This is a genomic window from Micromonospora sp. WMMD730 (assembly GCF_049178955.1).
In the GTDB taxonomy this organism is placed as follows: Bacteria; Actinomycetota; Actinomycetes; order Mycobacteriales; family Micromonosporaceae; genus Micromonospora; species Micromonospora wenchangensis.
This window is the reverse complement of record NZ_JBMHML010000002.1, coordinates 758,182-778,134: the sequence shown is the minus strand read 5'-3', so window position 1 is coordinate 778,134 and position 19,953 is coordinate 758,182. Positions and strand designations below refer to the sequence as shown.

20 protein-coding genes are annotated in these 19,953 nt (G+C 73.1%); 10 read left to right on the top strand and 10 right to left on the bottom strand.

Annotated features, from left to right (window positions below; genetic code table 11):
- Positions 1-213: 213 nt before the first annotated feature.
- Both ACN265_RS03645 and ACN265_RS03640 read right to left on the bottom strand, forming a co-directional pair.
- Positions 214-813 (bottom strand): hypothetical protein, encoded by a 600-nt coding sequence (locus tag ACN265_RS03645; RefSeq protein WP_420116964.1) that lies wholly within the window; start codon positions 811-813, stop codon positions 214-216.
- 137 nt (positions 814-950) lie between these two features.
- Entirely contained in the window at positions 951-1,481 is a 531-nt protein-coding gene (locus tag ACN265_RS03640; RefSeq protein WP_088644234.1) for a M48 family metallopeptidase, read from the bottom strand.
- A gap of 511 nt (positions 1,482-1,992) precedes the next feature.
- Between ACN265_RS03640 and ACN265_RS03635 the strand changes: the two genes are divergently transcribed.
- The 3 genes from ACN265_RS03635 (at position 1,993) to ACN265_RS03625 (ending at position 5,045) form a co-directional block, all read left to right on the top strand.
- The gene (locus ACN265_RS03635; RefSeq protein ID WP_007464795.1) at positions 1,993-2,160 is read left to right on the top strand and encodes a DUF5679 domain-containing protein; all 168 of its coding nucleotides are present in this window, start codon (positions 1,993-1,995) and stop codon (positions 2,158-2,160) included.
- 282 nt (positions 2,161-2,442) lie between these two features.
- Complete coding sequence (locus ACN265_RS03630; protein ID WP_421406018.1) at positions 2,443-3,510, top strand: ThiF family adenylyltransferase; 1,068 nt, start codon at positions 2,443-2,445, stop codon at positions 3,508-3,510.
- 203 nt (positions 3,511-3,713) lie between these two features.
- Positions 3,714-5,045 carry an ABC1 kinase family protein gene (locus ACN265_RS03625; protein WP_204926782.1) on the top strand — a complete coding sequence of 444 codons (1,332 nt, stop codon included), beginning with the start codon at positions 3,714-3,716 and terminating at the stop codon, positions 5,043-5,045.
- A gap of 312 nt (positions 5,046-5,357) precedes the next feature.
- Here ACN265_RS03625 and ACN265_RS03620 read toward each other — a convergent pair whose 3' ends face one another.
- From ACN265_RS03620 to ACN265_RS03610, 3 genes are all read right to left on the bottom strand, one after another.
- A complete protein-coding gene (locus tag ACN265_RS03620; RefSeq protein WP_204926781.1) occupies positions 5,358-5,723 on the bottom strand; it encodes a WhiB family transcriptional regulator in 366 nt (121 codons plus the stop codon).
- A gap of 131 nt (positions 5,724-5,854) precedes the next feature.
- The gene (locus tag ACN265_RS03615; RefSeq protein ID WP_088644283.1) at positions 5,855-6,112 is read right to left on the bottom strand and encodes a hypothetical protein; all 258 of its coding nucleotides are present in this window, start codon (positions 6,110-6,112) and stop codon (positions 5,855-5,857) included.
- A 124-nt stretch (positions 6,113-6,236) separates the two neighbouring features.
- Positions 6,237-8,417, bottom strand: coding sequence for an ATP-dependent DNA helicase UvrD2 (locus ACN265_RS03610; protein ID WP_421406016.1), 2,181 nt, complete (start codon positions 8,415-8,417; stop codon positions 6,237-6,239).
- Positions 8,418-8,505: 88 nt separating this feature from the next.
- Between ACN265_RS03610 and ACN265_RS03605 the strand changes: the two genes are divergently transcribed.
- Complete coding sequence (locus ACN265_RS03605; RefSeq protein WP_204926779.1) at positions 8,506-8,748, top strand: mycoredoxin; 243 nt, start codon at positions 8,506-8,508, stop codon at positions 8,746-8,748.
- A 65-nt stretch (positions 8,749-8,813) separates the two neighbouring features.
- Here the strand turns inward: ACN265_RS03605 and ACN265_RS03600 are convergent, their stop codons facing one another.
- On the bottom strand, positions 8,814-10,100 hold the full coding sequence (locus ACN265_RS03600; protein ID WP_420118898.1) for an MFS transporter: 1,287 nt from the start codon (positions 10,098-10,100) through the stop codon (positions 8,814-8,816).
- A 233-nt stretch (positions 10,101-10,333) separates the two neighbouring features.
- On the opposite strand from ACN265_RS03600, the gene ACN265_RS03595 reads away from it, so the two are divergent.
- From ACN265_RS03595 to ACN265_RS03585, 3 genes are all read left to right on the top strand, one after another.
- Positions 10,334-11,308, top strand: a complete 975-nt coding sequence (locus tag ACN265_RS03595) for a helix-turn-helix domain-containing protein (RefSeq protein WP_363655721.1) — start codon at positions 10,334-10,336, stop codon at positions 11,306-11,308.
- 73 nt (positions 11,309-11,381) lie between these two features.
- A complete protein-coding gene (locus ACN265_RS03590; RefSeq protein WP_204926778.1) occupies positions 11,382-11,600 on the top strand; it encodes a DUF397 domain-containing protein in 219 nt (72 codons plus the stop codon).
- 235 nt (positions 11,601-11,835) lie between these two features.
- Positions 11,836-12,099: a hypothetical protein gene (locus ACN265_RS03585; protein ID WP_204926777.1), complete on the top strand. Its 264-nt coding sequence runs from the start codon at positions 11,836-11,838 to the stop codon at positions 12,097-12,099.
- A 117-nt stretch (positions 12,100-12,216) separates the two neighbouring features.
- On the opposite strand, the gene nudC is transcribed toward ACN265_RS03585, so the two are convergent.
- From nudC to ACN265_RS03565, 4 genes are all read right to left on the bottom strand, one after another.
- Positions 12,217-13,164 (bottom strand): NAD(+) diphosphatase, encoded by a 948-nt coding sequence (nudC, locus tag ACN265_RS03580; protein ID WP_204926776.1) that lies wholly within the window; start codon positions 13,162-13,164, stop codon positions 12,217-12,219.
- Positions 13,161-14,486 carry a M16 family metallopeptidase gene (locus ACN265_RS03575; protein ID WP_420118894.1) on the bottom strand — a complete coding sequence of 442 codons (1,326 nt, stop codon included), beginning with the start codon at positions 14,484-14,486 and terminating at the stop codon, positions 13,161-13,163. The genes nudC and ACN265_RS03575 overlap by 4 nt, the downstream gene beginning before the upstream one ends.
- A 115-nt stretch (positions 14,487-14,601) precedes the next feature.
- On the bottom strand, positions 14,602-15,912 hold the full coding sequence (locus tag ACN265_RS03570) for a M16 family metallopeptidase (RefSeq protein WP_204926774.1): 1,311 nt from the start codon (positions 15,910-15,912) through the stop codon (positions 14,602-14,604).
- A 54-nt stretch (positions 15,913-15,966) separates the two neighbouring features.
- On the bottom strand, positions 15,967-17,052 hold the full coding sequence (locus ACN265_RS03565) for an LLM class flavin-dependent oxidoreductase (RefSeq protein ID WP_421406014.1): 1,086 nt from the start codon (positions 17,050-17,052) through the stop codon (positions 15,967-15,969).
- Positions 17,053-17,240: 188 nt separating this feature from the next.
- Between ACN265_RS03565 and ACN265_RS03560 the strand changes: the two genes are divergently transcribed.
- Genes ACN265_RS03560 through ACN265_RS03550 form a run of 3 tightly spaced genes read left to right on the top strand, consistent with a single transcriptional unit; the run spans position 17,241 to position 19,952 of the window.
- Entirely contained in the window at positions 17,241-18,302 is a 1,062-nt protein-coding gene (locus tag ACN265_RS03560) for an ABC transporter substrate-binding protein (RefSeq protein ID WP_421411345.1), read from the top strand.
- Positions 18,299-19,078 (top strand): ABC transporter ATP-binding protein, encoded by a 780-nt coding sequence (locus tag ACN265_RS03555; RefSeq protein WP_421406013.1) that lies wholly within the window; start codon positions 18,299-18,301, stop codon positions 19,076-19,078. The genes ACN265_RS03560 and ACN265_RS03555 overlap by 4 nt, the downstream gene beginning before the upstream one ends.
- Complete coding sequence (locus ACN265_RS03550; RefSeq protein WP_204926771.1) at positions 19,068-19,952, top strand: ABC transporter permease; 885 nt, start codon at positions 19,068-19,070, stop codon at positions 19,950-19,952. The genes ACN265_RS03555 and ACN265_RS03550 overlap by 11 nt, the downstream gene beginning before the upstream one ends.
- Position 19,953: the final 1 nt, after the last annotated feature.

Below are 19,953 nucleotides of genomic sequence, written 5' to 3'. Positions count from 1 at the left end.
GTAGCCGGCCAGGCGCGGTAGCCGGCCAGGCGCGGTAGCCGGCCAGGCGCGGTAGCCGGCCAGGCGCGGTAGCCGGCCAGGCGCGGTAGCCGGCCAGGCGCGGTAGCCGGCCAGGCGCGGTAGCCGGCCAGGCGCGGTAGCCGGCCAGGCGCGGTAGCCGGCCAGGCGCGGTAGCCGGCCAGGCGCGTTGGTCGGGCCGGGTGCGATGGCCGGTCAGGTGCGGTGACCGGAGAGCAGGGCACGGGTCGCCTCCCAGCCCTCGACGGCCGGGTTGAGGGCGGCCAGGTCGGCCGGGCCGCGCAACCGGTGCCAGCCGGGGGTGACCGCCACGTCGGCCGGGGCGGGGGCCGCGCGCCGCAGGTCCGCCGGCCCGGCCACGTCCAGGTCCAACGCCGGCAGCCACCCGGGTACGGGCAGCCGGGACGCCACCCCGAGCAGCCCCGGACCGCCCTCGACGGGGGCGACGGCGACGGGTCGGCTGGTCAGCGGTCGCAGCAGCTTGCCCAGGACGAGGCCCGGCAGGTCGGGGGCGTCGGCAGCCACCACGGCGGCCTGGTCGTACCCGTCCAGGGCGGCCAGCACGGCGGTGACGGTCGGCTCGGGCACCTCGTACACGGGGGTGTCGGGCCAGCGCACCGCGTCGGCCAGCCAGCGGTCGGCCGGGGTCACCGCGAGCGCGGACTCCACCTCGGCGAGGGTGGCGAACAGATCCACCACGTCCTCGGCCAGGGCGGTACGCCACTGCGTCGGTTCCACCCCGGGCGGCGACCAGACCACCGGACCGAGCAACGCCACCACCACCCGTCGGACCATTCCCCGACCCTAGTGGGCGCGGTACGGGTGATCGACTCCTGTGGGCCCAAGTAGTGCCCTCGACGCCGCTCGGACACCGCTACCTGCGCCCCGATGAGTTGATCAGCCCAGGGCAGGACGGTCGACGGGTGTGGCGGTCAGCCGGCGATCGGCACGGCGGAGGCGGCGGCGACCCCCTCCAGGTAGCCCCGGGCCCGTTCGGTCTTGGCGTACCGGCCGACCAGGGCCCAGAAGCGGGCGTTGTGGCTCGGCACGATGAGGTGCGCCAACTCGTGCAGCAGCACGTAGTCGAGCACCCAGTCGGGCATCTCCTGGAGCCGGTGCGAGATCCGGATGGTCCGGTCGGCGGGGGTGCAGGAACCCCACCTGCCGTTCTGGTTGGTGACCCAGCGGACGCTGGCCGGCAGGGCGTCGCCACCCTGGTCGGCCAGGTACAGGTTGATCAGGCGCAGGGCTCGGTCGAGCAGTTCGGTGTCGTTACGGGCCAGCCGACCCTCCCGGGCGGCGAGCCGGGCGAGCATCCGGTCGACCCACTCGCTCTCCTCGGCCCGGGAGAACTGGTCCGGGATGAGCACCACGACCCGCTCGCCGTCCCGGTAGGCGGACACCGTGCGTCGCCGGCGCTGACTGCGCCGTACCTCGACGACTGGCTTCCGCGCCGCCGCCATCAGTGGGCCGCGCAGCCGTGGTTTCCTGCCACGATGGAAAGCTAATGCGTACTGACCAGGGGTCCGCAAGGGTCAACACCCCGACACGCGCCCGGAAAATGGTGGTTAGTAGTAAGGAGTCCGAAAAAAACTGGTGGTGACCATGAGCCTGAATCCCCGTCACCCTTCGTGGCGACGTGGGCGGCCACCCTCGGGCGCGATCTCCACCGTAGGTGATCGGCCTCGACCGCGCCGCCGCACCCCCGTCCGGGGGACCTCCCAGAGGGCTTCACACGGCGTGTCCCCGGCAAACTCACTTATCCCGCCTATTTCGGGATGCACACTCTCGACGTCGACTTGCTCACAGTGTCGATGCACCGCTGACATGGAACCGCCCAGACCTGGGTAGGGTCCGCCAACCGGCGGTCACGTGGGTGGCCGCGGAGAAGGACCCGGCGCCGGCGCCCCCACGGCCCGCCGCCGGGAGCACCGCCGGACCGACGTGCCCGGCGGACGAGACGAGGAGGCTACCGTGGCCGACCAGGCCCAGACCTACAACGGTTACTGCGTGAAGTGCAAGGAGAAGCGGGACTTCGAGGGGCACGTCGAGGTTTCGAAGACCGGGATGAACATGGCCAAGGGCAAGTGTCCGGTGTGCGGCACAACAGTGAACCGCATCCTGGGCAAGGCCAAGGTCTGACCAGTCCGGGTACGACGCGGGAGGGGCGGCCCGATGGGCCGCCCCTCCCGCGACTCCGACCCGACCCGCGACTCCGGCCGAACAGGCCCGCAGCATCCCATCGGCCCGCCCGTGGCGGCGTTCCGTCGTCCACCACCCGGGGGCAGATCTGTCGGCTGCCCGACATGACTCCCGGTGACCTGTGGATAACTCGCCGAATCCTGTGGACAGCGCTGGATCTGGCTCTGCACACCTGTGGACAACGATCGACGCACCGCAGGGACTCGGTCACGATTCGTCGTCATGAGCCCGCCCCACCCCGCGCCCTCCCGTACCGCGCTGCTGCGTCCCGCCCTGCTGCCGGGCCTGACCCGGCTCTGGCGGGACCGGCACACCCTGCAACTGGGGCTGACGCCCGGCCGGGCCGTCCTGCTGGAGGTGGCCGACTCGCGGGTCACCCGGCTGCTCGACCTGCTCGACGGCACCCGCAGTGAACGCGATGTGCTGGCGGACGCGGCGAGTGCCCGGGTCGATCCGGGCCAGGCCCGGGGGTTGATCGACACCCTGCACGCCGCCGGGCTGGTCGTACCGGCGCACACCCTGCTCCCCCGTGACCTGACCGGCCCCGACCGGACCCGGCTGGCCGCGGAGGCCGGGGCGCTCGCCCTGGCCATACCCACCCTGACCGGCACCCCGGCCCAGGTGCTGCGTCGCCGTCGTGTCGCCCGGGTGGTGGTGACCGGGTCGGGCCGGCTCGGTGCGCCGGTCGCCATGGCCCTGGCGCAGGCCGGCGTCGGGCAGGTGGCGGTCGCGCTGACCGGTCCGGTGCAGCCGGGTGACCTGGTGGGCACCGGGCTGGCCGCCGCCGACGTCGGGCGGCCGCTGGCCGACGCGGTCCGGGCGGCCATCGACCGCGCCGCCCCGGGCACCCGCACCCGCCCGGCCGGCCGCCACCGGGTCGAGTTGGTGGTGCAGCTCGGTACGGACCGTCCGGCGGACCTGCTCGCCACCGGGTTCACCAGGCGTCGCCAGCCCCACCTGCTGCTCACCCTGCGGGAGGGGATGCCGGTGGTCGGCCCCCTGGTCCGGCCGCCGGTGGGCCCCTGCCTGCACTGCCTGGAGCTGCACCGCACCGACCGTGACCCGGGCTGGCCCGGGCTTGCCGCCCAGCTCGCCACCGGTCCGGCCGACCACTCCTGCGGCACCGCCACCCTGCTCACCGCCGCCGGTTACGCGGTCGCCGAGGTGCTGGCGCAGCTCGACGGCGGCACCCCGGAGACGGTGGGCTGCACGGTGGAGGTCGGGCCGGGCGGCCGGTTACGCCGTCGGGACTGGGCCCCGCACCCCGACTGCTCCTGCTCGGGTCGCTGACGCGGGCCACCGCCCGACCGGCAGCGGCCACAGCCGGTCCGGGACGAACCCGGCGGGCCGGCCCGTCCGGGGCAGCGGACGGGCAGCAAACGGGCGGCGCGGGGATGACGGACGGGCGTCGCGGGGACACGGAACGGGGGACGGGGCCACCAAGCCCGGCTTCAGCGCAGCAGCGGGGCCATGAAGTCGGTAACAATGGCCAGGTGACCGACATCCCGCGCCGCGCCGTGTCCCGGACCGCCAAGCTCGCCGCTCTGCCGCTCGGCTTCGCCGGTCGGACCGTCCTCGGGATGGGCAAGCGGGTCACCGGCATCGCCTCCGACGTCATCTCCGCCGAGATCCAGCAACGCACCGCCGAGCAGTTGTTCAGCGTCCTCGGGCAGCTCAAGGGCGGGGCGATGAAGTTCGGCCAGGCGCTGTCGGTGTTCGAGGCGGCGTTGCCTGACGAGATTGCCGCGCCCTACCGGCAGGCGTTGACCAAGCTCCAGGAGGCCGCCCCGCCGCTGCCGGTGGCGAGCGTGCACAAGGTGCTCGCGGAGCAGCTCGGGCCGGACTGGCGGGACCGGTTCGTCGAGTTCGACGACGCGCCGGCCGCGGCGGCCAGCATCGGCCAGGTGCACCGGGCGGTGTGGCGGGACCCGGAGACCGGCGTGTCCCGGTCCGCCGCTGTCAAGATCCAGTACCCGGGTGCGGGGGACGCGTTGCTCGCCGACCTCAAGCAGCTCTCCCGGCTGGGCGGGATGTTCCGCGCCATCCAGCCCGGTCTGGACGTCAAGCCGCTCCTGGCCGAGCTGCGGGAACGGATCACCGAGGAGTTGGACTACGAGCTGGAGGCCGAGTCGCAGCGCGCCTTCGCCGCCGCGTACGCCGACGACCCGGAGATCTTCATCCCGGCGGTGCTCTCGTCGTCACCCCGGGTGCTGGTCACCGAGTGGATCGAGGGAACACCGCTGGCGGACATCATCCGGGAGGGCACCGAGGCGCAGCGCGACACGGCCGGCCGGTTGATGGCGACCCTGCACCTGTCCGCCCCGCCCCGGGCCGGGCTGCTGCACGCCGACCCGCACCCGGGCAACTTCCGGTTGCTGCCGGACGGCCGGCTCGGTGTGATCGACTTCGGGGCGGTGGCCCGGATGCCCGAGGGCACCCCGGAGCCGATCGGCCGGCTGCTCGGGTTGTCGTTGCGCGGCGACGCCGACGCGGTCGTCGCCGGACTGCGCGAGGAGGGCTTCGTCAACCCGACCGAGCCGATCGACGCCCAGGCGCTGCTGGACTACATCCGCCCGATGCTGGACCCGGTGGCGCAGGAGGAGTTCCGGTTCACCCGGGCCTGGTTGCGCGCCGAGGCGACCCGGCTGGCCAGCCCGAAGTCGCCCGCCTTCCAGTTCAGCCGGCAGCTCAACCTGCCGCCGTCGTACCTGCTGATCCACCGGGTGACGCTGGGTTCGATCGGGGTGCTCTGCCAGTTGGAGGCGAAGGCACCCTACCGGGGCATCCTGGAACGCTGGCTGCCCGGCTTCGCCCCGGTCGCCTGACCGGCGACGGCCGACCGACACGACGCGGGGGCGGTGACCGTGATCCGGTCACCGCCCCCGCGTATCAGTGGTGGTTTCAGAGAACGCCCAGGTCGCGAGCCGACTGGCTCCGGCTGTTCATCGCGACGGTACGGGCGGAACGGTGCGCCTCAGTGCTCGTGGTGGTACGACCGGCCTGAGGCCGGCGCATTCGAGCCCGGGACAACGCTTCGTGGAGTAGTTGCATCTCGGTTCCGTTCGGCAGGTGCAGCATCGGGGTCAACTTTCTCTGGGCCGACGGGTGTCGGCGGTGGGTGGAACGGATCGGGTAGGTCAGGCTGCCAGTCGGACCGCGCTGCGCGAGGTGGCCAGACCACTGGCCGCCAGTCGCGCCTCGGCCTCGACCCGGAGGGCGGCGTCACGGGCGAGGTCCTCCTTGCGCGGACGGCCCCGGGGCCGCTTACGCGGGACGACCGCGCCACGCTCGAAGATCTCGCCGCCCCAGACGCCCCACGGCTCGGCCCGCTCAACCGCCCCGGCCAGGCACTCGACGCGCAGCGGGCAGTCCCCGCAGAGCGACTTGGCCAGCTCCAGGTCGGTGGGCGAGTCGGAGAACCACAGGTCGGGGTCGAACTTCCGACAGGGCAGGTTCGCCTCCAGCTCGACGCTCACGTCGAGGGGGGCCAACGCCAGACTCATCTCCCGGTCACCTCTCTCTCACTTCGATCTCGTGGATCGCATTTCCGACGTACTTCGACGGGCAAAAAACTGAGGCCGCGGATCCCGGTGAGCGGGTTCCGCGGCCTCGAGGTGAGCCGGTGGTCTGAGTGTCAGACCGGTCTACCTCGAGGTGGAACGCCGCGGACATCCATGCGCTTCTTGGCGACATCGATGCCCAGACCCGTGAAGCCACTGGTCCCCTCGACTCCCGCAGTGGGTGCAACAGTCAGGTTCAGCTCGGCCTGAACCGAGACCTGGTGCACCTGCGGGATCGACGGTCGCGGAGCGGCAAGGGCCACCCACGCAGCCGACAGCGGAGCGCAGGCAGCTGGCATCGCCGCCGGACGCTCATAAGTGATGATCTCCACGGGTGCCACCTCCCTCACGTTCCTCGTGCCGATTCGGACTCAGCCCCCGTGAGCAGCCGTAATGGCGCTGCTCCCGAGGTGCGTCCTGAGGCTATTCCTCGCCACGGGGCGAGGGCAAACGAATTTACGACGAGATTTCGAGAGTTTTTTCCGGGCCGATCTCGTCGACCGTCGCACCGGCCACCAGCGCCAGCACCGCCTCGCCGTACAGGCCGAGTTTGCGCGGGCCGATGCCGGCGATCGCGATCAGCTCCTCGACCCGGCCCGGCCGCCGTTCGGCCAGCGCGACCAGGGTGGCATCGGTGAAGACCACGTAGGCCGGGACCCGCTGCGCCCCGGCCACCCGGGCCCGCCAGTCGCACAGCCGCTCGTAGAGCTGCTCGTCGATGTCGGACGGGCAGGTGGGGCAGCGGCCCAGCTTGCGGTCGGCGCCGGCGACCAGGGTCGCGCCACAGATCCGGCAGGAGACCACCGGGGCCCGCCGCCGCTCGACCGCCCGCTTCGTCGCGCCCGCACCGCCCGCCCGGCCCGTACCGGCCCGTTCGCCGCCACCGCTGCGGTCCAGCTGGGGCAGGAACCGCGACGGGCGGCGGGCCCGGCCACCCGGGGAGCGGGCCGACGCGTACGACAGCCAGAGCCACTGCCGGGCCCGGGTGATCCCGACGTAGAGCAGCCGCCGCTCCTCCTCGACCTGCTCCGGGGTGCGGGCGTACGAGGTGGGCAGGGTGCCCTCGGAGAGCCCGACCAGGAAGACCGCGTCCCACTCCAGCCCCTTGGCCGAGTGCAGGGAGGCCAGGGTGACCCCGTCCACCGTCGGCACGTGCTGCTGGGCGGCCCGCCGGGCCAACTCGTCGTTGAAGTCGGCCAGGCTGGCCGGGCGCTCCACCGTCGCGGCCTCGCCGATCGGCAGCACCGCAGGGGTGGCCGCGTACTCCTCGGCGAGCTGGACCAGGGCGGCGAGCGCCTCCCAGCGTTCCCGGGCGGCGCCACCTGGCGGGGCGGTGTCGGGCGTCCAGCCGACGGCGGTCAGCGCCTCCCGGACGGCGATCGGCAGCGGCGTCTCGCCCGGGATCGAGCGGGTTGCTGCCCGCAGCGCCACCATCGCCTGGCGGACCTCGGCGCGCTCGAAGAACCGCTCCGCCCCCTGCACCACGTACGGGACGCCGACCTCGGTCAACGCCTTCTCGTACGCCTCGGACTGGGCGTTGGTGCGGAACAGCACGGCGATCTCCTTCGCCGGGGTGCCCCCGTCGACCAGCGTCCGGCAGCGGGCCGCCACCGCGCTCGCCTCGGCCGGCTCGTCGGTAAAGATCCGCAGCTCCGGTTCGGGGCCGGGTGGGCGCTGGCCGTGCAGCTCCAGCCGCAGCCGCGCCTCGGTGCCCCGGGCCTGCCCGATCACCGCGTTGGCCAGCCCGACCACCTGCGGGGTGGACCGGTAGTCGCGGACCAGCCGGACCACCGTGGCCGCCCGGTGCCGGCGCGGGAAGTCGATCAGGTACGCCGAGGTGGCCCCGGTGAACGAGTAGATCGTCTGGCTGGCGTCACCGACCACTGTCACGTCGTCCCGGCCGCCCAGCCAGGCGTCGAGCAGCCGCTGTTGGAGCGGGTTGACGTCCTGGTACTCGTCGACGACGAAGTGCCGGTACTGGCCGCGTACCTGCTCGGCGACGTCCGGGTGCTCCTCGATGCCCCACACCGCGGCACGCAGCATGTCCTCGAAGTCGATCACCCCGGAGGAGCGTTTCAGCCGCTCGTACGCGGTGAACACCTCGGCCACCTTCGCCGGCTCGTACGGCGTCTCGCGCAGCGCCCTGCTCGCGGCGACCACGTACTCCCCCGGCTCGACGAGCGACGACTTGGCCCACTCGATCTCGCCGGCCAGGTCCCGGGCGGCGGCCCGGTCGGCCCGCATGCCGACCTTGGCGGCGGCCAGGGTCACCACCCGGACCTTGCTGTCCAGCAGCTCCGGCATGGCCCGCCCGGACAGCAGCCGGGGCGCGAAGTAGCGCACCTGGCGCAGCGCCGCCGCGTGGAACGTCCGGGCCTGCACGCCCGGCACCCCGATCAGGGCCAGCCGGTGCCGCATCTCGGCGGCGGCCCGCGCGGTGAAGGTGACCGCCAGCACGTGCCGGCCGACGATCTCGCCGGTCAGCACCCGGTGGGCGATCCGGGAGGTCACCGCGCGGGTCTTGCCGGTGCCGGCACCGGCCAGCACACAGACCGGGCCGGCCGGGGCGGTCACCACCGACCGCTGCTCCGGATCAAGCCCGGCGAGCACCGCCTCCGCCGCCGAGTGAACCACCACAGCGAGGAATCATTCCAGCTCCGGCTGATGTTGTACCGGTCAGCCCGGCCTGACCCGGCGGGCGCGACGACCTCTGGAGGATCCGACGATGTTGACCATGTATTCCACCCCGTGGTGCGGCTACTGCCACCGGCTGAAGTCGCAGCTGGACCGGGAAGGCATCGGGTACGAGGTGGTCGACATCGAGCAGGACCCGAAGGCCGCGGAGTTCGTGATGGGCGTCAACGGTGGCAACCAGACCGTGCCGACGCTGCGCTTCGCCGACGGCAGCGCCCTGACCAACCCCTCGATCAACCAGGTCAAGCAGCACCTGGCCACGATCGCGGGCTGAGCCCGCCCCCGCTTCACGCAGCGGCCGACCCCACCGGGGCCGGCCGCTGCGTCGTGTCGCGGGGGTCAGCGCCCGGGCAGCCGGTCGGCGGTCGGGTCGGGCAGCGGACGGCGGGGGGCCGGGATGCGGGCCACGGGCGGTGTCGTGGGCGGGACCGGCGGCTTCGGCGGGACCGGCGGGGTGAGCCGACGTCCCCGCCAGAGCCACAGGCCGGCGGCTGTGGTGACCACCCCGACGAGCACGAAGAGCAGCCGGTAGTCGAACACGCCGACGAGCAGCGCCCCGGCCCCGATGGAGACGGCCTGCGGCCCGCTGACCAGCGCCTCGGAGGCGGCGGTGACCCGGCCGAGCAGCCCCGGCGGGGTACGCCGTTGGACCAGCGTGGTCAGCCCCACCATGGTCAACGGCAGGGACAGCCCGGCGAGCAGCAGGGCCAGCACGCCGAGCCGGAGGTCCGGCCAGGCCAGGATCAGCGCGGCCGGGCCGAACAGGGTCACCCCGACGGCGAGCGCGCCCAGTTCGCCGACCCGGCGCACCACCGTCGACGAGAGCAGGCCGCCCACCAGGCCGCCGATCCCCTGCACGGCGATCAGCACCCCGACGAAGGCGGCGTCACGGCGCAGCCCCTGGTCGACGTACGCGAAGATCAGTGATTCGGTGAAGCCCATCACGAGCGAGCCCAGGCCGTAGCCGAGCAGGGCCCGGCGCAGGGCGGCCTCGTGGGTCAGGTGGCGCAGCCCCGCCCCCAGCTCGGCCGGCCAGCGCAGGGCCGCGGCGGCCGGCGGGTGCTCGGTCACCCGGAGCAGTCCCACCACGCCGGCGGCGACCACGAACCCGGTCATCGCCAGGCTGGTCAGCAGCCAGCCGCCGACCGTGGCGTAGAGGGCCGCGCCGGCCAGCGGGCCACCGAGGCGCAGGCCCTGCCGCACGGTCTGCAACGCCCCGTTCGCGTCGGCCAGCAGCTCGCTCGGCACGAGCTGGCGCAGCAGGCCGCTCAGGGTCGCGTGCAGGGTCAGGTAGGACAACCCGTAGCAGGCGGCCACCACGTAGATGATCCACACGTCGGCCCGGTCGCGGACCGCGAACAGCGGGCTGAGCAGCAGGGCCGTGCCCAGGTTCGCGACCACGAAGAACGGCCGGCGGCGGTAACGGTCGACCACCCAGCCGATCAGCGGGGCCAGCATCATCGGCGCGATGATCGCGAAGATGGTCGCGCCGGCCAGCCCGTCGGAGCCGGTCAGGTCCTTGACCCAGATGGCCAGGGCGAGCAGCAGCATCGACTCGGCCGCCATGCTGGCCAGCAGCGCGACGAAGAGCAGACGGAAGTCGGGGCGGCGCAGGACGGTGCGCATGGGTTCCCTCCGGCGGGGGGTGGCGTCCGGCTGGACGCGTACGGGGGAACTGCCGCCGGCGGGGACGGCGTCGTCCCGGGCCCGGCTGACACGTTCCACAGTCGTCTTTCTGTCGCAAGACACGCCCTCGCCGGGACCTCCGACGCCGGTCGCGCCGTCCATACTGACCGTGGGGGTCGAGTTTCATACAGTTACCGTCGCGTCTCGTGGCGGTCTACGGAATCGAGGACACCGTGCCTCCTGCCGTACCGAGCCCGATCCTGCGTCGCCGCAGGCTCGGCACTGACCTGCGTCGCCTGCGCGAGGCGGCGGGACTCACCGGCGACCAGGTGATCGAGCGCATCGGCTGGGCGTCGGCGTCGAAGCTGTCCCGGCTGGAGAACGGCCGCAGCAGGCCCGACCCGGAGGACGTGGCCGTCCTGCTCGACCTCTACCGGGCCGCCCCCGCCCTGCGGGAGGAGCTGCTGGTCATCACCGAGGAGGCCGGCGACATGCGCGCCTGGCGCAGGTCGTACCCGGTGATGACCCAGCAGCAGCTGGGCTGGGCGGAACTGGAGGCGGGCTGCGCCCAGATCCGCGAGTACAACCCGGTCCTGGTGCCGGGGCTGTTGCAGACCGAGGGGTACGCCCGGCTGCGGATCGTCTCGGCCAACGCCGCCGCCGCGTCGACCGACCCGTCCACCGGGGACGACCCGGAGACCGAGGTCAAGGCACGGTTGGGCCGGCAGTCCCTGCTGGACCGCCCGGACGGTCCCCGCTACACGGCGGTGTTGGAGGAGGCGGCGCTGGGCCGCCGGGCCTGCCCGCCGGACGTGCTGCGCGACCAGCTCGCCCACCTCTGCGAGCTGGCCATGCTGCCGAACGTGACGCTGCACCTGCTGCTGCGCGACACCCGGATCGGCGAGTTCTACCTGCCGCCGACGGCCTTCTCGCTCTACCGGTTCACCGATTCGCAGGACCCGGAGACGCTGGCGATCGAAGGAGGCTTCATCGACGTCATGTCGACCGAGGCATCTACGGTAAATCGCTATAAAGTGACGTTTGAGTGGTTATGCTCGGCGGCGCTCTCCGCATCGGACACCCTTACCTGGCTCTTCGCGGCGACGGGACGGCTGACCGACACGGCAGCCTCGTCCTCGACGGCCCCGGGTCCGACAGCAGCGCCGGCCCAACGCCGCCGACAACCTGGGCGCCTGACGGAGCGGTGACACACCGACCCGTCGGGGCCGGGCGACCGCCGCTCGTTTCGTCGAAGCAGTTCCAGGAACCAGGAGCAGAGCCATGAACGAGATCCAGACCGTGCCCGCCGACCTGCGCTGGCACAAGAGCAGCCGAAGCCAGACCTCCAACTGCGTGGAGGTCGCCCGGCTGCGCACCGCGACGACCGAGGTGGCACTGCGGGACAGCAAGGACCCGGACGGCCCGGTGCTGCTGTTCCCGCGCGCCGGCTGGCTCGGCTTCCTCCGGGGCACCAGGGACGGCCAGTTCACCCTCGACTGATCCGGTCACCGCAGCGGGGCCGTCGGCAGCCTGCCGGCGGCCCCGCGTCGTCGCGCCGCCACACCCGTCGACTCCGCCCGGCGACCTGCCTGAGCAGGCATCGGATGATCGGACAGGACCCGGTCGAAGGCCGGCGATTCCCTTGCCGGGAGCAGCGGCGGGCGTAACATGACGATCCAGTGACGTGGAAGTTCCACAACGTAGCCGGCCATCCGCGGTCCGTCCGGAGACCACCATGCGTTACCTGATCGTCCGCACCGACATCCGCACCGCCGCCGACATCGACCTCGCCGCCACCTGGGCCGGCGGAGGTTGCCTACGCAACGAGACCACCACCCCCGAACTGCGCCGCCAGACCGTGCACGCCGAGGACCGGGACGCCGCCCTGCTACTGGCCCGGGCCCTGTCCACCGTGGGCGCCGTCCGCGCCGGTCGGCAGCGGGTCAAGGTGCTGCCGCTCGGCGAACCCGGCCGACGGCACCGGAACCCGCCCGGCTGACCCCGCCGTCCGTCGTGGCCGGTCCGGCCCGCCGGGTCGACTCCCCGCCCGGCCACGACGGCCCGCGTTCCCGGCCCGGGGCCCGTCGCGGCAACGACGGCCCGGGGCCGGGACCGGTCAGCAGTGGCCGTCGAGCCAGCGGTGGATCAGGAACAACGCGATCGACGACGGCGGCGGCAGGATCACCCGGTCGCCGTCCCCGGCGTCCACCGCCCGACCGGCCAACACCGCGCCGATGTCCCGCCGGGTGAACCAGCGGGCGTACGCGATCTCCGTCGGGTCGACCCGCACCGGCTCCCCCGGGTCCGCCTCGGCCAGGTAGCCCAGCATCAGCGAGCCGGGGAACGGCCAGGCCTGACTGCCCGCGTACGTGATCCGCTCGACCCCGACGCCGACCTCCTCGCGGACCTCGCGCAGCACGGCCGCCTCGGCGGACTCCCCCGGCTCGACATACCCGGCGAGGCAGGAGAACCGCCGCTGCCCCGGGGTCCGTGGCCAGGCGGCGTTGTTGCCGAGCAGGCAACGCCCGTCCGGGCCGTCCACGCCGTCGTGCACCAGGACGATCATCGCCGGGTCGGTACGCGGCCACATCCGGTCACCGTCCGTGCCCACCCGGGTCCAGCCGCCCTCGGCCACCTCGGTCCGGTGCCCCGACCGGGGTGACCAGCCGTGCCCCAGGTGCCAGTTGACCAGGGCGAGCGCGGTGGTGAAGATCCCCGCGTCCCGGTCGTCGAGCAGGTGGCCGATCTCCCGCAGGTTGGCCTCCCGGGTGCCCGGCAGCTCGGGCAGCGGGGCGTCCACCGCGAAGACCGGCACCCCGTCCGGCTCCACCCCGAGAAAGAGCGGGTACGCCTCGCCCGGCGCGCCGACCTCGGCGGCGTCCCGCAGCACCAGCACCGGCGGGTTCGCGTCGGCCCGGACCAGCGCCCGCCCGTCCCGGGTCGAGTCCAGCACCAGCACCCGGGCCCGCTGCCACGCCTGCGCCAGCCACTGCGGGTCGGTACGCCGGTGCGCCGCCCGGTCCAGGGTGGACCGGGCCAGTGGCGGCGCGGTCTCCCCACTCACGCCGACTCCGTCCGGACCGGGGTGAGGGCGGCCAGCGGACCGGCGATCCGTTCGGCGTCACCGAGCACCACCACCACCGCCCCCGCCGGAGCGAGGTAACGGGCGCCCACCTCGGCGACGTCGTCGACGGTGACCTTCGCCAGCCGGGCGGCGTGCTCGGCGAGGAAGTCCAGCCGCAGCCCGCTGCCCGCGTACGCGCTGGTCAGGGCGGCCAGCCCGGCCTGGGTGGAGATGCCGAGCTGGAGCGTGCCCAGGGCGTACTGGCGGGCCTGCTCCAACTCGTCCGCCCCCGGCGGCAACGACGCCAGCCGGCCCAGCTCGTACGTGGTCTCCAGCAGGGCCGGCCCGGTCACCTCGGTGGCCACCTCGGCCCCGGCGACCAGCACCGACCCGGCCACCGAGTGCTCGACCGACGAGTGCGGGCCGTAGGTGTAGCCCTTGTCCTCCCTGATGTTCTCCGTCCAGCGGGACGAGAAGTACCCGCCGAAGATCAGGTTCGCCAGTTGCAGCGCGGCATGGTCCGGATGGGTCCGGGGCACCGCCGGCAACGCGATCCGCAGCGACGACTGCACCGAACCGGGCCGGTCCACCAGCAGCAGCGGACCGGGTTCCAGCGGCGGCGCGGGCGGCAACGTGGCGCCCCGGCTGTCCCCCGTCCACCCGCTCAGCGCCTTCTCCGCAGCATCCAGCGCGCGTTCCGGCTGCACGTCGCCGACCAGCACCAGCACCCCCTCGGCCGGGTGCACCCGCTCGGCGTGCAGCCGGCGCAACGCCGCCGGCCGGACCGCGCGGACCTGCTCCGGCTCCGGGGTCTGCACCGCGTACGGGTGCCGGCCGTACATCCGCCGCAGCAGCGCCGTCCGGGCCAGGTGGGCGGGCTGGCTCAGCGCCACCTGGATCCGGTCCACCAGCCGGTCCCGCTCGGTCTGCACCCAGTCGGCCGGGTAGCTGGCGTCGGTCAGCACGTCGGCCAGGATCTCCAGCATCCGGTCCAGCCCGGTGACCAGGCCCGCGCCGGAGAGCATCAACCGGTCCGGGTCCGCCCCGGCCGAGAGCCCGCCGCCGACCTTCTGCAACTCGGCGGCGATCTCGGTGGCGGTACGGGTGCCGGTGCCGGCCAGCACCGTCTCGGCGAGCATCGCGCCCCGGGCCAGGTGGGTCCGGCCGAACGGCATCCACAGCCGCAGCTCGACCAGGGGTACGGCGGGCCGACGTACCGCGATCACGGTGAGCCCGTTGGGGAGCCGCCGCTCGGCCTGCCGGGGCAGCTTCAGCCGCCGGTTCGGCCCCAGCGGCGGAAGTGCCCGGTTGGCGGTGGTCACGGTGTTCCCTTCATTCGCGACTGCGGGGCTCGCAAACCCGGCTCACTCCTCGCGCTCACGGTGTCGTCTTCCACTCGCGACTGCGGGGCTCGCAAACCCGGCTCACTCCTCGCGCTCATCGGGCACCTCCGGGGATGACCTCGATGGAGGCGCGGCGTTCCGGGCGCAGGGTGGCGGCGGCGGCGCGGACCTGGTCCTCGGTGACCTCGCCGACCAGCCGGGGCAGGTCGTTGAGCAGGCCCGGCTCGCCGCGCTGCTGCTCCAGCACCGCCATCCGCAGCGCCCGGCCGAGCACCGCGTCGGTGTCCCGCAGCAGGTGGGTGGCCATCCGTGCCTGGGTGCGGGCCAGTTCGCCGTCGGTCAGTCCGTCGGTGGCCAGCCGGTCCAACTCCTCGTCGATGGTGCGCAGCGCCTTGTCGACGTCGCCGCCGGGCGGCAGGTGCGCCTGGAGCAGCAGTGCGGTGGGGTCGCGGACGTCGAACGGGTCACCCATGAAACCGAGGTAGCCGCCGAGGCCGGTGACGCTGCGGTCCCGCTGCACCATCCGCTCCACCAGCCGGGAGGCGTCCCCGTCGGTGAGCACCTCGGCGAGCACCACGTAGGGCAGGTAGCCGGCGAAGTCGCCGACCGGGTCGGGCACCCGCCACGCCGAGGCCACCGCCGGCAGCGGCGCCAACTGGTCGGTGTACGCGGTGCGCCGCTCGACGGTCAGGTCGGGCTCGGTGAAGTCGGGGCGCTCCGGGGCGGGCCGGGCCGGCACGTCGCCGAAGTGCCGTTCGACCAGGGCGGTCGCCTCCGCGACGTCGATGTCCCCGCTGACCGCGAGCACGGCGTTGCCGCTGGCGTAGTAGCGGCGGAAGAAGTCGGCCGCGTCGGCGACGGTGGCCGACTCCAGGTCGTCGAAGGAGCCGTAGCCGTCGTGCGCGTTGGGGAAGGTGTCGAACATCACCGGCGGCAGGGTCAGCCAGGGGAACCCGCCGTACGGCCGGTTGAGGACGTTGACCCGGATCTCCTCCTTGACCACGTCGACCTGGTTGCGCAGGTTCTCCTCGGTCAGCCGGGGGCCGCGCATCCGGTCGGCCTCCAGGAACAGCGCCCGTTCCAGGGCGTTGCCGGGAAGCGTCTCGTAGTAGTCGGTGTAGTCCAGGTGGGTGGAGCCGTTGAAGGTGCCGCCGGCACCCTGCACGTGCCGGAAGTGGGCCAGTTTCTCCAGGTTCTCCGAGCCCTGGAACATCAGGTGCTCGAAGAGGTGGGCGAAGCCGGTACGCCCCTGCGGCTCGGAGCGGATGCCGACGTCGTAGACCACCGCCACGCCGATCACCGAGGCGCTGCGGTCCGGGGTGAGCACCACCCGTAGGCCGTTGTCGAGGGTGAACCGCTCGACCGGGTATTTCGTCGCTGGAATTCTCGCTCTCCGGGTCGGCACGTGATCGACCCTAGCGTGTCGCCAGCGGTGACACGGCCGTCCTCGGCCTGCGTCTCAGTGCGACACCGCGACGGGCAGCGCGGTGACCCGGGGCAGCACCTCCGCGCCGACGCGTTCCGCCTCCTCCCGGTGCGGCCAGCCGGAGAGGATGAACTCGTCGACGCCGCTGTGGGCGTACTCGTCGATCCGGGCGGCGACCTCGGCGTAGCTGCCGACCAGGGCGGTGCCCGCCCCCTCGCGGACCAGGCCGATGCCGGCCCACAGGTTCGTCGCGACGGCGAGGCGTCCGCTGCCGCCGCCGTGCAGCGCGGTCATCCGGGCCTGGCCGACGGAGTCCATCCGGCCGAACCGGGCCTGGGCGGCGGCGATCCGCTCCGGGCTCATCCCGGCCCGCAGCCGGTCCGCCTCGGCCCACGCCTCGGCGGCGGTGTGCCGGGCGATGACGTGCAGCCGCAGCCCGGTGCGCAGGGTGCGGCCCAGCTCGGCGGCGCGGGCCCGGACCCGGGCCACCCGGGTGGCGATCGCCGCCGGCGGCTCGCCCCACATCAGGTACGCGTCGGCCTGCCGGGCGGCGACCGCCTCGGCGGCCGGGGACGCGCCACCGAGGTAGACCGGCGGCGGGTCGGTCAGCGGGCGGGCGAGCCCGCCGCCGTCGACCCGGTAGTGCTCGCCGGCGAAGTCGAACGGGCCGCCGCGCCAGGAACGGCGGAGCACCTCGATGAACTCACCGGTACGCGCGTAGCGGGCGTCGTGGTCGAGGAAGTCGCCGTACGCCCGCTGCTCGGTGGGGTCGCCGCCGGTGACGACGTTGAGCGCGAGCCGGCCGCCGGAGACCGCCTGGAACGCCTCGGCCTGCTGGGCGACCAGGGTGGGCAGGGCGAAGCCGGCGCGCACGGCGACCAGCAGGCCGATCCGCTCGGTGTGCTGGGCGACCGCCGCGCAGACGATCCACGGGTCGGGGCAGCCGGAGCCGACCGGGGTGAGCAGGGCGCTGAATCCGTGCGCCTCGGCGGCCCGCGCCACCTCGGTCAGATATCCGACGGTGGCGACCCGCGCGTGCCGGGCCGCACCGGCGGTGACGGTGGCGGCGCCGACCTGGTCGCCGTCGCCGGAGGTGGGGAGGAACCAGTGGAAGGTCATGTCGGCAGCCCTCTCGCCGTGTCCCGCCCGGTGTACCTCGCCGGGGGCAGCTAAACCTATCAAGAAGGTAGGAAAACCAGGAATATCTGAGACCCGAAATCTCATCATGCGGCCGGGGCTTGACGCCGCTGGAGCCCTGACCCACTCTTCCTACCAACTAAATAGGAATACTGCGGATTGGACAGATGATGAGACGGCTCCCCTTCCGTCGGCTGCTCTCCCTCGCCACCCTCGCCGCCGTCGGCGTGGCCACGATGGGAACCACCGCCGCGTGCGGCGACGACGACAGCGCCGGCGGCGACTCCGGTCCCGTCACGCTGCGGCTGGGCTACTTCCCCAACATCACGCACGCCCCGGCCGTGGTCGGCGTCGAGAAGGGCATCTTCGCCGAGAAGCTCGGCAGCGACGTCAAGCTGGAGACCAAGACCTTCAACGCCGGCCCGGCCGCCATCGAGGCGATCTTCTCCGGCGCGCTCGACGCCACGTACATCGGCCCGAACCCGACGGTGAACGCCTTCTCCAAGTCCAAGGGCGAGGCCGTCCGGGTCATCTCCGGCGCCGCCTCCGGCGGGGTCGCCCTGGTGGTCAAGCCCGGGATCACCTCGGTCGAGCAGTTGCGCGGCAAGAAGATCGCAACCCCGCAGCTCGGCAACACCCAGGACGTCGCCCTGCGCTACTGGCTCAAGGAGAAGGGCCTCAAGACCACCAAGGAGGGCGGCGGCGACGTCAAGATCGTCCCGCAGGAGAACGCCCAGACGGTGGAGACCTTCTCCAGCGGCTCGATCGACGGCGCGTGGGTGCCCGAGCCGTTCGTCTCCCGGCTGGTCAACGCCGGCGGCACGGTCCTCGTCGACGAGCGGGACCTCTGGCCGGACAAGAAGTTCGTCATCACCAACCTGATCGTCTCCACCAAGTTCCTCAAGGCCCACCCCGAGACGGTCAAGAAGCTGGTCGAGGGGCAGGTCGCGGCGAACGACTTCGTCAACACCAAGCCGGACGACGCCCAGCAGGCCATCTCCGACCACATCGGCAAGATCACCGGCAAGCCGCTGGACCTGAAACTGATCAAGCAGGCGTGGCCCACCCTGCTGTTCACCAACGACCCGATCGCGTCCTCGCTCAAGACCGGGCTCGACCACGCCGTCGCGGTCGAGCTGACCCAGCCGGTGGACCTCGACGGCCTCTACGACCTGAAGTACCTCAACGAGGTGCTCAAGACGCACGGCCAGGCCGAGGTCACCCAGCCGTGACGTCGACCACGACGCCGCCGCAGAGCGCGACCACCGCGGTCGCGCTCTCCGGCGTGACCAAGGTGTACGGGCGCGGGACGAACGCCGTCCTCGCCCTGGACGGGGTCAGCCTCGACGTCCGGCCCGGGGAGTTCGTCTGCCTCGTCGGCGCGTCCGGCTGCGGCAAGAGCACCCTGCTCAACCTCGTCGCCGGGCTGGACCGGGCACAGGGCGGCACCATCACGGTGGCCGACGACGCCCACCCCGGCCTGATGTTCCAGGAGCCGGCGCTCTTCCCGTGGCTGACCGTCGAGGCCAACGTCGAGGTGCCGTTGAAGCTGCGCGGGCTGCCCCGGGCCGAGCGTCGGGAGAAGGTGGCTGAGCTGCTGAGCACCGTCCACCTGTCCGACTTCGGCCGCAAGCGCCCGCACGAGCTGTCCGGCGGCATGCGGCAGCGGGTCGCCCTGGCCCGCACCCTCGCCCTGGACACCCCGGTCCTGCTGATGGACGAGCCGTTCGGCGCCCTCGACGCGATGACCCGGGACATCCTGCACGACGAACTCGAGCGGATCTGGACCGAGCGGCAGCTCACCGTGCTGTTCGTGACGCACAACGTCCGGGAGGCGGCCCGGCTCGCCGACCGGATCATCCTGCTCAGCAGTCGCCCCGGGCGGATCATCTGGTCCACGGAGGTGAACGTGCCCCGACCCCGGCGCATCGACTCCCCCGAGATCGCCGCGATCGCCTCCGAGGTCACCGACCGACTCCGTACCGAGGTGGGCCGCCATGGCAAATGACACCCTGACCGGCGCGGCCCGCACCGACGCGGAGATCTCCGGGCTCGACGCCCTGGAGATCGCCGGCCGGGAGAAGGAGGTCTCCCGGGGGGCCCGACTCTGGGCGTCCACCTGGCCCAAGCTCGCCGCGCTCGCCATCGCCATCGGACTGTGGCAGGTGGTGGTCTGGAGCGGGTGGAAGCCGCCGTACTCGCTGCCCGGCCCGGTCACCGTCGCCGAGGAACTGGCCCGGCAGGCCGGCGGCCGGCAGCTCTGGGACGGGCTCGCCACCACCCTGCAACGGGCCGCGCTCGGGTACGTCTTCTCGGTCGCGGTCGGCCTGCTCGTCGGCCTGGCGGTGGCCCGGTCGAAGGTGCTGCGGGCGGCGATCGGCTCGATGATCACCGCGTTGCAGACGATGCCGTCGATCGCCTGGTTCCCGCTGGCCATCCTGCTGTTCGAGCTGAGCGAGAAGGCGATCTTCTTCGTGGTGGTGCTCGGTGCCGCGCCGTCCATCGCCAACGGGGTGATCAGCGGCGTCGACTACGTGCCGCCGCTACTGGTCCGGGCCGGGCGCAACCTCGGCGCCCGGGGGCTGAACCTCTACCGGTACGTCATCGCGCCGGCCGCGCTGCCGGCCATCGTCGCCGGGCTCAAGCAGGGCTGGGCCTTCTCCTGGCGCAGCCTGATGGCCGGTGAGCTGCTGGTGGTCGGCATCTCGCAGACGTCACTGGGTGCCCAGCTCACCTACTCCCGGGAACTGTCCGACGCACCCTGGCTGCTCGCCACGATGATCGTCATCCTGGTCGTCGGGCTGGTGGTCGACGCCGCCTTCGGGGCGGCCGACCGGGCGATCCGCCGTCGCTGGGGCGTGCTGGACCAGGCTGGTCAGTGAC